Source organism: Subtercola sp. PAMC28395 (genome assembly GCF_018889995.1).
In the GTDB taxonomy this organism is placed as follows: Bacteria; Actinomycetota; Actinomycetes; order Actinomycetales; family Microbacteriaceae; genus Subtercola.
On the sequence record NZ_CP076547.1, the window covers coordinates 2,266,496 to 2,280,416 of the forward strand.

Sequence of the window (13,921 nt, forward strand, 5' to 3'; positions counted from 1 at the left end):
CACGCCCGTCAGGCGTCGCGCTGGGTGATTGCGCCGGCCAGCCTCGAGAGCTCGACCTTCGCCGGCTCGCTGAAATCTGCCGCCGCAAGCGCACGCAATGCGGTGTCGACGTAGGCGGTGATGCGTTCCTCGACCCGATCGGCTGCGCCACTGTCGGTGATCGTCGCCTGCAGGGTGCTGATCTGCTCGGCAGTGAGCTCGGGATCCCCCAGCATCTCGTCGAAGATGCGCTTGCTGCCCGGAGAGAGGGTCTGTCGAGTGAGGGCGATGAGTACGGTGCGCTTGCCCTCCCGAAGATCATCTCCACTCGGTTTGCCGGTACGGCTGCTGTCGCCGAAGACACCCAGGAGGTCGTCTCTCAGCTGGAAAGCGATACCCAGCGGCAGGCCGAAGGCTCGCAGGCTGTCGAGCTGGGCTTCGGATGCCCCGTGCAGGCGTGCACCGAGCACCAGGGGTGATTCGACGCTGTACTTAGCCGACTTGTACACGATCACCCGTTCGGCGCGGTCGAGGTGCTGGGACTCGGGTACAACCGGCCAGGCGTTCTCTTCGAAGATGTCGAGGTACTGGCCCACCGTGACGTCGAAGCGCATGCGATTGAACTCGACCCTCGTCTTCGTCGACGCACTCGAATCCAGGAGCCCCAGTGCGTCGCCGACGAGCTCGTCACTCCAGGCGAGCAGCAGGTCGCCCATGAGGATGGCGCTGGCGATACCGAATGCGGAGGCACTTCCGGAGAACGAACCGGAGGAATGAACGGATTCGAACCGCCTGTGTGCGGCAGGGCCACCTCGACGGGTGTCGGAGCTGTCGATGATGTCGTCATGAACCAGGGCTGCAGCGTGAAAGAACTCAAGCGCTGTGCAGAGCTCGACGAGTGCGGCGAATTCCTGTTCGGCCCGCGCGGATTGGCCGTTCGGGCCGGAAAAGACGTCGTCAGATACGGCTCGCCAACCCCAATAACAGAATTGGGCGCGGAATCGCTTGCCGCCGCTGAGAAGATTCCGCGAGAATTCGCCAAAAGGGGCCAAATCGGGTGCGATAGAGGCCAGAATAGGTTCACGATCTGTGATGAAGTTAGCGATGTGAGAGTCGACTAGCTTCGTCAGGTGCGTTCTTTCAGTCACGCGCCTAGCCTAGCTACAGTCGGCAGACTATGATCGTGGTCCATACCGAACCTGAGGTGAAGAAAATGCCGCTATCGGAGCAAGAGCAGAAGCTCCTCGATGAGATGGAGCGCAGTCTCTACCACAACGATGCCGATTTCGTTTCGGCCGTGGGTGGAGCAAGGGGAAGGCTGAACTACGGTTCGCTCGTTCTCGGCATCCTCCTGGCCATCGTGGGCCTCGGAGTGGTCATCGTCGGCGTCGTCATCCACGCCCCCATTGTGGGCATTCTCGGGTTCGCCGTGATGTTCACGGGAGTGCTGGTCGCGCTGAAGCGATCACGACTCTCTGCGGTACGTGGTGCCGGTGCGCGCTCATCGAAGAGCGGTTCGTCCCGGAGCAAGGCTGGGTTCATGGATCGCCTGAACGACCGCTGGGACAACCGCGACGAGAAGAACGAGTAACAACCCTCAGACAGCACCAACCAGAACAGACTTCAAGGAGACCGGCCCGCGTGGCCGGTCTCCTTTTTTTGTGCCCGGATTCTGTGCCCACATCGTCTTCAGGCCATGCATCGGGGAGGGTGCGGCCTCGAATTCGGGCATTTTCATTGTTGAGTGGAGGAAAGTGGAGTAAAGTGGAGGCATACCCGCAGTCTGGCCGGAAATGAGGGGTGAGGTGGAGCATGTTCCTTGGTACCTACGCCCCCAAGCTCGACGACAAGGGGCGAATCGTATTGCCGGCCAAATTCCGCGATGAGCTGGCCAGCGGAGTCGTCATGACCCGTGGCCAGGAACACTGCATCTACGTCTTCAGTACCCGTGAGTTCGAGACTTTGCACGACAAGATCCGCGAAGCTCCCGTGACCAGCAAGCAGGCGCGTGACTATCTCCGCGTCTTCCTGTCTGGCGCGAGTGCGGAAAACCCCGACAGCCAGCACCGGGTCACAGTGCCGGCACCACTTCGCGCCTACGCCGGCCTCGATCGTGACCTCGTCGTGATCGGGGCGGGTACCCGCGCCGAAATCTGGGACGCTGAGGCCTGGGAGACCTACCTCGCCGAACAGGAAGCCACCTTCGCCGACACCTCGGAGGAGGTGATCCCGGGACTCTTCTAGCCGTCGTTTCCTGTGACTCCCAGCCGTTCAGCCCTGGCACACTTCCCCGGTGCCAGGTCTGTAATGGATGGGGATCAGGGGACACGAAGACTGTCATCCCTGAAACCTATGGATCTCTCCAAAATCCACACCCCTGTCATGCTCGAACGCACCATCGAGCTGCTTTCGCCCGCCATCGGTGCGCCCGGTGCCGTTCTCGTCGATGCAACGCTCGGCATGGGTGGGCACGCCGAGGCGTTCCTCTCCCGTTTTCCCGAACTCACGCTCGTCGGCCTCGACCGCGACCCCGAAGCGCTTGCCATCGCATCCGAACGACTCGCGCCCTTCGGTGATCGTGCGAAGTTCGTGCACTGCGTCTACGACGAGATTCTGGATGCACTGCAGAGCCTCGGCTACAACGAAGCCCAGGGCATCCTCTTCGACCTCGGCGTCTCGTCGATGCAGCTCGATCGTGCCGAACGGGGCTTCGCCTATTCGAAGGACGCCCCACTCGACATGAGGATGGACGGCACGGCTGAACTCACCGCCGAAGAGATTCTGGCTGAGTACAGCGAGGCCGACCTCCGACGCATCTTCTGGGAATACGGCGAGGAACGCCTGGCCTCCCGGTTCGCAAAGCGGATCGTCGAGCGGAGGGCCGAGAACCGGCTCGTGCGTTCGGCCCAACTCGTGGACCTGATCTCGAAGGCAACACCCGCAGCCCTTGCCCGGCAGGGCCACCCGGCGAAGAGGGTCTTCCAGGCGCTGCGGATCGAAGTCAACCAGGAACTGGTGGCCCTCGAGCGAGCGATGCCGGCGGCCATCGATGCCCTGGCGCTCGGCGGCCGAATGGTTGTGCTCTCGTACCAGTCCCTCGAAGACCGGATCGTCAAGCGAGCGCTTCATGCAGCGAGCAGTTCCTCCACTCCACAGGGTCTGCCGGTCGAGCTCGCCGATCACCAGGCACAGCTGAAACTCCTGGTTCGGGGAGCGGAGCTGGCCGACGACGCTGAGAAGACATCGAACCCCCGGGCCACGCCGGTGCGGTTGCGGGCAGCGGAACGTGTGGCGAAGGCAGCGCCACAGGCGTTGGCTGAACGTGCGGCGAAATCAGAACGAGCGAGAAGATCAGCATGAGCAACACGGCACCGTCGACCTTCACTGATCCGTTCGACGATCTTCCCGAGACCAGTAGCCGACCCGCTTCCGGTTCGCGAGCGCGTTCGACCCTGACACTGGCCAGTACTGCAGTTCTGAGGCGGCGCAAGCCTCGTCTCGCATACGCCGCGGTCGTCGTCGTCGGGGTCTTCGCCATTGTGGTGACCCAGCTGCTCCTGAGCATCGGACTGTCGAACGGCGCGTACCAGATCGAGTCATTGCAGAACCAGCAGAAAGATCTCGGGCGGTCGAATGAATCGCTGAGCGAGAAGCTCGATGGACTCTCGTCCCCGCAGAATCTCGCGGCCAGTGCGGAGTCGCTCGGAATGGTGACCAACGTCAATCCGGTGTACCTCCGGCTGTCTGACGGCGCGGTTCTCGGCACGCCAAAGGCAGCAACGGCGGCAACCGGCTCGCTGACGGGTGGGCAGTCGTCACTCACTCCGAACGCCCTGACCGCGGGGACGGCTGCCGCAGCTGTGCCGGCAACTGCTGCTGCGCCGAGCGCGCCTACCGCGACCACGCCGCCGCCGAGCGTAGCGTGGCAGGGAGACCTGCCGTCGCCGACGACCCACTGAGCGCGCACGGCGCCCCCCCACAGCACCGCCGCACCCAAGCGTTAAGGAAATGCATTCGTGACCAGTATTCGATCAACACGAAATCGCATTGCGGTGGCGATCATCATCATCACGGCTGTCGTCGCGGTGCTGGTGGTCCGGTTGGTCGACATCCAGGTCGTGCAGGCCGATTCACTCAACAAAGAGGCATACAACACCCTGTCGATGGCGCAGACGATCTACAGTCCCCGCGGAGACATCGTCGACGCCAACGGCAAGGTACTGGCGACGACGGTGATCCGCTACACGGTCACTGCGTCGCCCGTGCAGGTCGCCGACTTCGTTCCGACCGACCCTGCAACAGGCAAAGACCTGGCCCCGGTGACCCCCGTCGAGGCCGCAGCGCAGATCGGCGCGATCACCGGCCAGACTGGAGATGCTGTCTACGCGCTCCTCACGGCAGACAAGACCTCGGGCTACGCGCTCATCGTGAAGGACCTGAATCTCGACCAGTACAACGCGATCCGGGCGCTCGACATCCCCTGGCTGCAGTACTCCACAGACCCTCAGCGTGTGTACCCGAACGGAAGCGTTGGCGGCAACCTCGTGGGATACATGGGTGACAGCACCGCGGCGGGAACCACCGGCACCACCGGAACCGGCGGCCTCGAGGCCATGGAGAACCAGTGCCTCACGGGTACAGATGGGCTCCAGACGTATGAGAAGGGCGCCGACGGGGTCGCCATTCCCAACACCCTGACAGTGGACAAGGCCCCCGTCACCGGGGGCACTGTCGTCACGACCATCGACAGCGACCTCCAGTACTACTCCCAGCAGGTGCTTGCACAGCGCGTGACCGAGACCGGTGCCCAGTGGGGCAGCGTCGTGGTCGAAGAGGTGAAGACGGGCAAGCTGCTCGCCGTGGCACAGTACCCCACGGCCGACCCGAACAATCTCGATGCCACCGACTCGAAATACTGGGGAGCCATCGCCTTCAGTGACCCGTTCGAGCCGGGCTCCACCTTCAAGGCCGAGTCCGCCGCCTCGTTGATCGATGCGGGAAAGGCCACACCGACCACCCAGGTGCTCACGCCGTACCGGTACAAGTCGCCCGGCGGTGCGGTGGTCACAGACTCCGAGGGCCATGACCCGGCACAGTGGACGCTCACTGGCGTGATCCAGGAGTCCTCGAACGTCGGTATCTCCATTCTGAGCGCCATGCTCACTGACCAGCAGCGCTACGACTACATGAAGAAGTTCCATCTCGGAGAGAACACCGAAGTGAACTTCCTCGGCGAGTCCGAAGGGATTCTCCGCACACCCCAGGAATGGGATGAGCAGACGCTGTACAACACCGCGTTCGGCCAGGGCATCACGACCACGGCCGCCCAGGTCGCGAGCATGTACCAGACCCTCGGCAATGGCGGTGTGCGCATGCCGGTTCAGCTGGTACAGGGCTGCAAGGCTGCCGACGGAACCATGACGCAGGCGCCGTCGACCCAGGGCGAGCAGGTCATCTCCGCAGACGCCGCACAACAGACCGTGAACATGATGCAGAGCGTGGTCACCGGCGGCTACGCAGCCAGCCTGCTCAAGATTCCGGGCTACAACGTCGCCGCCAAGACCGGAACGGCCGAGGTCAGCAACGGGCAGGGTGCCTACGGCGGGGGGTACCTGACGAGCGTGGCCGGTGTGGCTCCGGCAGAGGCTCCGCAGTACGTCGTTTCGGTCAACATCATGAAGCCCGTTACCATTGAAGACGGTTCGGCTTCGGCCCCGGTCTTCCAGAAGATCATGTCGCAGGTCCTGCAGAAGTATCGCGTGCTCCCTTCTACGACACCCGCCGTCAACTACCCGACCAGCTACTAGAGCGCGGTAAGCACGTCGCCGTTCAGCACCCCACACCCAGCCCAAGACTTCAGGAGCCGCCACCGTGACGACAGAGGTTAACAAGCGGTTGAGGCCACAGCATCCGGCAGTCAGGCCCGTCAGTGACCTGGTGGAGCACTTCGGGCTGGAGGCCAGGGGAGACGTGGCCGGCCTGGTCGTCTCAGGCATCACACTCTCGTCGAAGGCCGTCGAACCCGGTGACCTCTACGTGGGCTTGGCCGGCGTACACGCCCATGGCGCACAGTTCGTCGACGACGCCCGGGCGAAGGGTGCTGTCGCCATCGTGACGGATGCCCGTGGCGCAACCCTCGCGGCGCGCTCCGGTCTGCCCGTGCTGGTCATCGACGACCCCCGAACGGCTCTCGGCGCCCTGTCCGCGTGGGTGTACCGCACGGCCGAGCACCCTCCGACCCTGTTCGGTGTCACCGGCACCAACGGCAAGACCAGCGTCGCCTACATTCTCGAAGCCCTGCTGAAGCAGCTCGGTGTGCTCGCCGGTCTCAGCACGACCGCCGAGCGGCGCATCGGCGACTTCGCCATCACAAGCTCGCTGACCACTCCCGAGGCGACCGAGGTGCACGCCATGCTCGCCCGGATGAGCGAGGCCGAGGCTCAAGCGGTCATCATCGAGGTGTCAGCGCAGGCGCTGACCCGCCACCGCGTCGATGGGATCGTCTTCGACGTCGTCGGGTTCACGAACCTGACCCACGACCACCTCGACGACTACCAGACGATGCAGAACTACTTCGAGGCGAAGCAGCCTCTCTTCACGCCGGAGCGCGCGCGCCGGGGTGTCGCGATCACCGATGCCGAGTGGGGGCGTCGGCTGGCCCGCACAGCCGCCATTCCCGTTACGACGGTTTCGACGTACCCGGGGCAGGCGGCCGACTGGTACGCCGCCATCCTCCGGGAGTCGATCGATGAGACCCGCTTCATTCTGAGCGGCCCCGACGACCAGAGCATCACCACGTCGATTCCCGTGCTCGGCCGCCACATGGCAGAGAATGCCGCCCTGGCGATCGTGATGCTGGTGGAATCGGGGGTGCAGCTCAGTGCGATTGCCTCGGCAGTCGAGCGCGACGGGGGAATCCGGGTCTACATTCCGGGGCGCGCCGAGCGCATCGCGAACGACGGCCCGGCTGTCTTCATCGACTACGGCCACAGCCCCGATGCCTTCACCAGCACCCTCGATTCGCTCCGGCGAGTCACCGACGGGCGGATCATCATGGTCTTCGGTGCCGACGGCGACCGCGACCCGAGCAAACGCCAGGAGATGGGCGAGATCGCGGCCCGTCTCGCCGACGTGGTCGTGATCACCGATTTTCACCCGAGAACCGAGGATCCAGCATCCATCAGGAAGGTCCTGGTCGACGCGGCCACAGCCGCGGTGCCGGGGCTCGAGATCTACGAGGTGGCTGACCCGCGCACGGCATTCCGGCAGGCGCTCAGCGTCGCCACACCGGCCGATGTGATCCTGTACGCGGGCCCCGGCCACGAGGACTACCACGAAGTGGGGGGCAAGCACCTGCCCTACTCCGCACGAGACGACGCGCGACTGGCGCTTCATGAATTTGGATGGCTCTGACAGTGAACATGACCCGTACCTCCGCACAACTACCGGCCTCCATGGCCCAGGCCGGTTTCGTCGCATGATCGATCTCACGCTCGGTGAAGTGACGCGGATCGTTGGGGGAACGCTCGTTCTCGGTGACCACGCTGTGCAGCTCGGAACGTCGGAGTCGACGATCGTCAATGGCCCCGTCGACACCGACTCGCGCGAGATCGTGCCCGGCGGCATCTTCGTGGCCAAACCCGGCGAGTTCAGTGACGGCCACCTGTATGTTCCTGCCGCCGTTGAGAATGGCGCGGATCTCGTCGTCGTGGAACGAGTGCTCGATGACCTGGCTATTCCACAGATCGTCGTGTCGAATTCCGTCGATGCGCTCGGAATGCTCGCAACCGAAGTCGTCCGGCGCATCCGTGAGGCCGGAACCCTGAAGGTGATCGGCATCACCGGCTCGAACGGTAAGACCACCACCAAGAACCTCGTCCGCACGATCCTCGAGGGTCGGGGCCCCACGGTTGCACCCCGGGACTCGTTCAACAACGAGGTCGGCGCTCCGTTGACCATGCTGAAGCTCGAGTCGGACACCCGGTACCTGGTGGCTGAGATGGGTGCCAGCAAACCGGGCGAGATCACGAGACTCGTGCGTATGGCCCGCCCTGACATCGGTGTCGTGCTGATGGTCGGTCTTGCACACGCAGGCGAGTTCGGTGGCATCGAGAAGACTCTCCAGACCAAGACGGAGATGGTCACCGATCTGCTGCCGACCGATGTCGCCGTACTGAACTTCGACGACTACCGTGTCGTCGGCATGGCTGAGAAGACCCGGGCCAGCATTCTCTGGTTCGGTCTCGACCCGAGGGCCGACGTGCGTGCCTCCTCCCTCGTCGCAACGCCCACCGGTACCGACTTCACGCTCACCCTGCCGACCGGCGAGTCCGCACGTGTGCACTTCGGCGTGCTCGGAGAACACCACGTCACGAATGCACTTGCTGCAACGGCGGTCGCCCACACTCTCGAAGTGCCACTGGCCGAGATCGTGAAGGCCCTCGAAACCGTCACCCGCGCCGAGCGCTGGCGCATGGAGGTGCTGCACGGTACGCAGGGCGTCACGATCATCAACGACGCGTACAACGCCAGCCCCGACTCGATGCTGGCCGGGTTGAAGACCCTTGCGCAGATCTCCGGACCGGGCATCCGCCGCGTTGCGATTCTGGGTGAGATGAGTGAGCTCGGCGAATTCTCCCTCGAAGAGCATGACCGCATCGGTCGAACGATCGTGCGTCTGGGCATCGAGCGGATCTTCGTCGTGGGCGACGGAGCACTGGCTCTGCACCTCGCCGCCACCCAGGAGGGTTCGTGGGATGGCGAGTCGGTGTTCTTCGCAACGGCCGACGAGGCATACGCTGTGCTCGAAGCAGAATTGCGAAGCGGTGACGTCGTGCTCGTGAAATCGTCGAACTCCGCTGGCCTCCGCTTCTTGGGCGACCGGCTGGGGGAGCGTTTCGCATGATCACCCTCATCGCCGCCGGCGGACTGTCGATGGCCTTCTCCCTCTTCATGACCCCGGTCTTCATCAGGCTCTTCAAGAAACTCGCCTGGGGCCAGTACATCAACATCGACGGCCCGAGCTCCCACCAGGTGAAACGTGGCACTCCGACCATGGGTGGCATCGTCATCATTCTCGCCACGCTCTTCGGCTATTTCGTGGCGCTCCTCATCACCCAGAACCCTCCGTCGACCTCCGTACTGCTCGTGTTGTTCCTGATGGTCGGCCTCGGCGTGGTCGGTTTCATCGATGACTTCATCAAGACACACAAGAAGCGCAGCCTCGGGCTCGGCCCGACGGCGAAGATCATCGGGCAGATCGTGGTCGGTGGGGCATTCGCCCTGCTTGCGATCAGTTTTCCGGATGCCCGGGGCAACACTGCCGCATCGACGCACATCTCCGTGGTACGCGACCTCGACTTCGACTTCCTCTCCTGGGGCCTGATCATCGGCCTTTTCGCGTTCGTCGTATGGATCGTGCTGATGGTGATCGCCACGTCGAATGCAGTGAACCTCACCGACGGGCTCGACGGACTCGCACCGGGCTCGGCCATCCTGGCGATCGGCTCGTTCATCATCATCGGGTTCTGGCAGGCCAACCAGTCGTGCTCGAGCCTCACCCTCGACCCCGACGTGCAGTTCAAGTGCTACAACGTCAGCCAGCCCCTCGACCTCGCGGTCATCGCAGCGGCGATCGCGGGGGCGCTGATCGGGTTCCTCTGGTGGAACACCAATCCCGCCAAGATCTTTCTCGGTGACACCGGCTCCCTCGCGATCGGCGGCGCGCTGGCCGCACTGGCGATCGAGAGCCGTACTGAGCTTCTCCTGGTTCTGATCGGTGGCATCTTCGTCATCGTGGCAGGGCAGGTCGTCATCCAGCTCACCTACTTCCGCCTCACCGGCGGCAAGCGCATCTGGCGGGCGAGCCCGCTGCACCATCACTTCGAAGTCAAGGGCTGGGCTGAAGTGACGATCGTCGTTCGCTTCTGGATCATCGCGGGCCTCTGCGTTGCGGCTGGTGTGGGCGCCTTCTACCTCGAATGGATCCTGCAGACGTGACCGACCGGCTCGACACACTGACCAGCTGGCACTCCGACTGGGCGGGGCTCCGGGTCGGCGTGCTCGGGCTCGGCAAGACGGGCTTCTCGGTCGCCGACACCCTGGCCGAACTGGGTGCACGCGTGCTTGTCGTCGCCCAGCGGGCGGCCGAATCTCAGATCCAGCTCGTCGACGTGATCGGCGCATCCCTGGTGCTCGACGAGAGACTCGACGGCCCGCCCGAAGCGCTGGTGGAGCTCGACCCCGAGGTGCTCGTGGTGTCGCCGGGGTTCCACCCCGATCATCCGGTGCTCGCCTGGGCCGAAAGCCGGGGCGTCGCCATCTGGGGTGACGTCGAACTGGCCTGGCGCCTGCGTGACAAGGTCGGCACGCCGGCCGAATGGATCGCCATCACAGGCACGAACGGCAAGACGACCACTACGCAACTCACGGCGACCATGCTCGTCGAGGGCGGTCTGCGCGCGGCGCCCTGTGGCAACATCGGCATTCCGATTCTCGACGCGATCCGCGACCCGCAGGGCTTCGATGTGCTGGTCGTCGAGTTGTCGAGCTATCAGTTGCACTCGACCTCGAGCATGTCGCCGTACGCCTCGGTCTGTCTCAACGTGGCCGAAGACCACCTCGACTGGCATGGTTCGATGCAGGCCTACGTAGAGGCAAAGGCGCGCGTCTACACGAACACCAGGGTCGCCTGCGTCTACAACCGATCGGATGCCCGGACCCTCGCCATGGTCGAGAACGCCGAAGTCGTCGAGGGCTGCCGCGCCATCGGTTTCGGCCTCGGGGTGCCGGGGCTGAGCGACTTCGGCGTGGTCGACGGCATTCTGTGTGACCGTGCCTTCACCGACGACAGGCGTATCTCTGCCCTCGAGATCACGACGGTTGCTGACCTCGCCGCACACGGGCTGGCCGCGCCGCACATGGTGGCGAACGTGCTCGCCGCCGCCGCTCTCGCACGCAGCTTCGGCGTGTCGATCGAGGCGGTCAGGCGCGCGCTCTTCCGCTTCGAACTCGACCACCACCGCATCGAGACCGTGGCAACCGCCAACGGCGTCCAGTGGGTCAACGACTCCAAGGCGACGAACGCCCACGCCGCCGATGCGTCGCTCGGGGCGTTCGAGTCGGTCGTCTGGATCGCCGGCGGCTTGCTGAAGGGCGTCGATGTGGGGCCTCTCGTCGCGGCACGCTCCGGAAGGCTGCGTGCGGCGGTGCTCATCGGTGCAGATCGAACCGAGTTGCGGCTCGCATTCCAACGACACGCGCCCGGGGTACCCGTCTTCGAGGTCAGCGGCACCGAGACTGAAGACGACACAGGGATTGACGGCAGCACCAGGGTCGAAGTGGGCTCCGGGGCAGGCGACGGCACCAGTGCCGAATCAGTGATGTCGGCTGCAGTTCGACTGGCGGCTTCGGTGGCCGAGCCGGGCGACGTCGTGCTCCTGGCCCCGGCCGGTGCCTCGATGGACCAGTTCGTCGACTACAACGACAGAGGCGCCCAGTTTGCCAGGGCTGTGAACGACTATCTGGGAGGTGAGCGCAGCTGACAACCACGCTACGCCCGGCTCGCACGGCCCGCATCTCGGTGGGCCGGGCCTTTCAGGCGGAGTCGAGCAACTACTACCTGCTGCTCGGCACCACGCTCTTCCTCGTCATTCTCGGCCTCGTCATGGTTCTCTCGTCGTCGTCGGTCGACTCGTACACGGCCCGCCAGGGCTTCTTCGGCATCTTCTGGCGCCAGGGCCTGTTCGCGCTGATCGGTGTGCCCCTCATGCTGGTCATCTCGCGGCTGCCGATGCGCTTCTGGAAGCGGTGGGGCTGGCTCGCACTCGCCGGTGGCGCATTTCTGCAGCTGCTGGTGCTCTACACACCACTCGGAATCGAGGTCGGTGGCAACCTCAACTGGATCGGCATCGGCGGCTTCAACATGCAGCCCTCCGAGCTGATCAAGGTCGGGCTCGTCATCTGGCTCGGAGTCATTCTCGCCAAGAAGCAGCGGTACCTGAACCTCTGGGGTCACGTGGCCATCCCGATCATCCCGGTGGCTGGTGCCGCCGTTCTGCTCGTGCTGATGGGCGGCGACCTGGGAACGGTCATCATCATGGCCGGCCTCATTCTGGGTGCACTGTTCTTCGCCGGCATCAAGCTGCGGATGCTCGCGGTGCCGGTCATTCTCGGCGCCTTCGGCATCGTGGTCATCGCCTTCACCAGCGCGAGCCGGGTGTCGCGCATCTTCTCCTTTCTCGGCTCTGCCTGCACCGATACGTCGGGGGAGTGCTGGCAGTCGCTGCACGGAAAGTACGCCCTTGCCGCAGGGGGGTTCTTCGGGGTGGGTCTCGGCAACTCCAAGGCCAAATGGTCGTGGCTGCCGGCAGCAGACAATGACTTCATCTTCGCCATCATCGGTGAGGAGCTCGGCCTGATTGGCGCACTCGTCGTGATCGGGCTGTTCATCGCCCTGGCGATCGCGTTCCTTCGCATCGTGCGGTCAAGCCATGACATGTTCTCGCGGGTCGTCTCGGGCTCGGTGATGGTCTGGATCCTCAGCCAGGCGTTCATCAACATCGCCGTCGTGCTCGGCGTTCTGCCGGTGCTCGGTGTTCCGCTGCCGCTCATCTCGTCCGGTGGTTCTGCCCTCATCACCACCCTGATTGCCATCGGGGTCGTGTTGTCGATCGCGCGGGGGCAGACGACCCTGCCCACCGACGACGACCTGGCCGCGACAGGGCCGGCCTCGCCTGCGCGTAACCCTGTCGCTCGTCAGCAGGCACGCAGCCAGCCAGTGCCTCGTCAGCCAGCACGCAGCCAGCGAGCACAGCGGTGACGACGTACCTCCTGGCCGGGGGCGGAACTGCGGGGCACGTCAATCCCCTGCTCGCAACGGCCGATGAACTGCGCCGGCGCGAACCAGACGCCGAGATCATCGTCGTGGGCACCGCGACCGGGCTCGAGGCACGCCTGGTGCCAGCCAGGGGCTACGAACTCGTCGCGATTCCCAAACTGCCCTTTCCCCGTCGCCCGAACCGAGCCGCCGTCTCATTCGGCCCACGCCTTGCACGGGTGATCTCCGACCTGAAGACGCTGATGGTGAGCCGAGGCGTCGACGTGGTCATCGGGTACGGCGGGTACGCGGCCGCACCGGCGTACCTGGCCGCACGGCGCGCGAAGGTCCCGTTGGTCATCCATGAGGCGAATGCCAAGCCGGGGCTCGCCAATCGGCTCGGCGCCCGATTCACCCCGTTCGTCGGTGTCGCATTCCGGAACACTCCGCTGCCCCACTCGCGATTCGTGGGAATGCCCCTCCGAGCAGAGATCGAGAACCTCGACCGCGATTCAGCGCGTGCAGAGGCGAGGGAATTCTTCGGGTTGAGCGATGACCGGCCGACGCTTCTGGTCACGGGTGGTTCACTCGGCGCAGAACAGATCAATGCCACGATCTTTGCTTCGGTGCCGGCGATTCTCGGTGCCGGGTACCAGATCGTGCACATCGTCGGCGACCGCTCCAGCCTGGTCGACCCGGAGACCGAGGGCTATCACCTCCTGCACTACTGCGATCGCATGGAACTCGCCCTCGCCGCGGCGGATTTCGCCGTCTCCCGGGCAGGGGCCGCCACGGTTTCGGAGCTCGCCGCGCTCGGGATTGCGTCAGCCCTCGTGCCCTACGCCGTCGGCAACGGCGAGCAGCGCTTCAATGCTGAGGACATCGTCGCCTCCGGCGGCGCGATTCTCGTGGCCGACGCCGAATTCGTTCCTGAGTGGGTGGCGTCGACCCTGCTGCCCCTGTTGGCCGACACCTCTCGCATCACCCAGATGGCATCGTCGGCCGCCGGCACGGGAGTGCGCGACGGTTCTGCACGGATGGCCGACCTCATCAACCTCGCTGTACGGCCCTCCTCGGCGGGGCCGGCATGACCCAGCGAAGCCGTCATGACCCAGAGAGTCCGTC

Annotated in this window: 12 protein-coding genes; 11 read left to right on the forward strand and 1 reads right to left on the reverse strand. The window is 64.7% G+C overall.

Going from position 1 to position 13,921, the window contains the following annotated elements; translation table 11 throughout:
- Positions 1-8: 8 nt before the first annotated feature.
- A complete protein-coding gene (locus KPL76_RS10470) occupies positions 9-1,127 on the reverse strand; it encodes a polyprenyl synthetase family protein (RefSeq protein WP_216333132.1) in 1,119 nt (372 codons plus the stop codon).
- 65 nt (positions 1,128-1,192) lie between these two features.
- Between KPL76_RS10470 and KPL76_RS10475 the strand changes: the two genes are divergently transcribed.
- From KPL76_RS10475 to KPL76_RS10525, 11 genes are all read left to right on the forward strand, one after another.
- Positions 1,193-1,570, forward strand: coding sequence for a DUF3040 domain-containing protein (locus KPL76_RS10475; RefSeq protein WP_216333134.1), 378 nt, complete (start codon positions 1,193-1,195; stop codon positions 1,568-1,570).
- Between the two features lie 221 nt (positions 1,571-1,791).
- Positions 1,792-2,223, forward strand: coding sequence for a division/cell wall cluster transcriptional repressor MraZ (gene mraZ, locus KPL76_RS10480; RefSeq protein WP_205109102.1), 432 nt, complete (start codon positions 1,792-1,794; stop codon positions 2,221-2,223).
- Positions 2,224-2,331: 108 nt separating this feature from the next.
- Positions 2,332-3,339 carry a 16S rRNA (cytosine(1402)-N(4))-methyltransferase RsmH gene (gene rsmH / locus KPL76_RS10485; protein ID WP_216333136.1) on the forward strand — a complete coding sequence of 336 codons (1,008 nt, stop codon included), beginning with the start codon at positions 2,332-2,334 and terminating at the stop codon, positions 3,337-3,339.
- Complete coding sequence (locus KPL76_RS10490) at positions 3,336-3,938, forward strand: hypothetical protein (protein WP_216333138.1); 603 nt, start codon at positions 3,336-3,338, stop codon at positions 3,936-3,938. Before rsmH ends, KPL76_RS10490 begins: the two co-directional genes overlap by 4 nt.
- 57 nt (positions 3,939-3,995) lie before the next feature.
- On the forward strand, positions 3,996-5,786 hold the full coding sequence (locus KPL76_RS10495; RefSeq protein WP_253202005.1) for a penicillin-binding protein 2: 1,791 nt from the start codon (positions 3,996-3,998) through the stop codon (positions 5,784-5,786).
- A 64-nt stretch (positions 5,787-5,850) separates the two neighbouring features.
- Entirely contained in the window at positions 5,851-7,392 is a 1,542-nt protein-coding gene (locus KPL76_RS10500; RefSeq protein ID WP_216333139.1) for a Mur ligase family protein, read from the forward strand.
- A gap of 64 nt (positions 7,393-7,456) precedes the next feature.
- On the forward strand, positions 7,457-8,884 hold the full coding sequence (murF, locus tag KPL76_RS10505; protein ID WP_216333141.1) for a UDP-N-acetylmuramoyl-tripeptide--D-alanyl-D-alanine ligase: 1,428 nt from the start codon (positions 7,457-7,459) through the stop codon (positions 8,882-8,884).
- The gene (gene mraY, locus KPL76_RS10510; RefSeq protein WP_216333143.1) at positions 8,881-9,978 is read left to right on the forward strand and encodes a phospho-N-acetylmuramoyl-pentapeptide-transferase; all 1,098 of its coding nucleotides are present in this window, start codon (positions 8,881-8,883) and stop codon (positions 9,976-9,978) included. The genes murF and mraY overlap by 4 nt, the downstream gene beginning before the upstream one ends.
- Positions 9,960-11,522 carry a UDP-N-acetylmuramoyl-L-alanine--D-glutamate ligase gene (gene murD / locus KPL76_RS10515; protein WP_216333145.1) on the forward strand — a complete coding sequence of 521 codons (1,563 nt, stop codon included), beginning with the start codon at positions 9,960-9,962 and terminating at the stop codon, positions 11,520-11,522. Before mraY ends, murD begins: the two co-directional genes overlap by 19 nt.
- Positions 11,523-11,560: 38 nt before the next feature.
- On the forward strand, positions 11,561-12,799 hold the full coding sequence (gene ftsW / locus KPL76_RS10520; RefSeq protein WP_253202006.1) for a putative lipid II flippase FtsW: 1,239 nt from the start codon (positions 11,561-11,563) through the stop codon (positions 12,797-12,799).
- The gene (locus tag KPL76_RS10525; protein ID WP_216333147.1) at positions 12,796-13,887 is read left to right on the forward strand and encodes a glycosyltransferase; all 1,092 of its coding nucleotides are present in this window, start codon (positions 12,796-12,798) and stop codon (positions 13,885-13,887) included. The genes ftsW and KPL76_RS10525 overlap by 4 nt, the downstream gene beginning before the upstream one ends.
- The last annotated feature ends 34 nt before the right edge of the window (positions 13,888-13,921 follow it).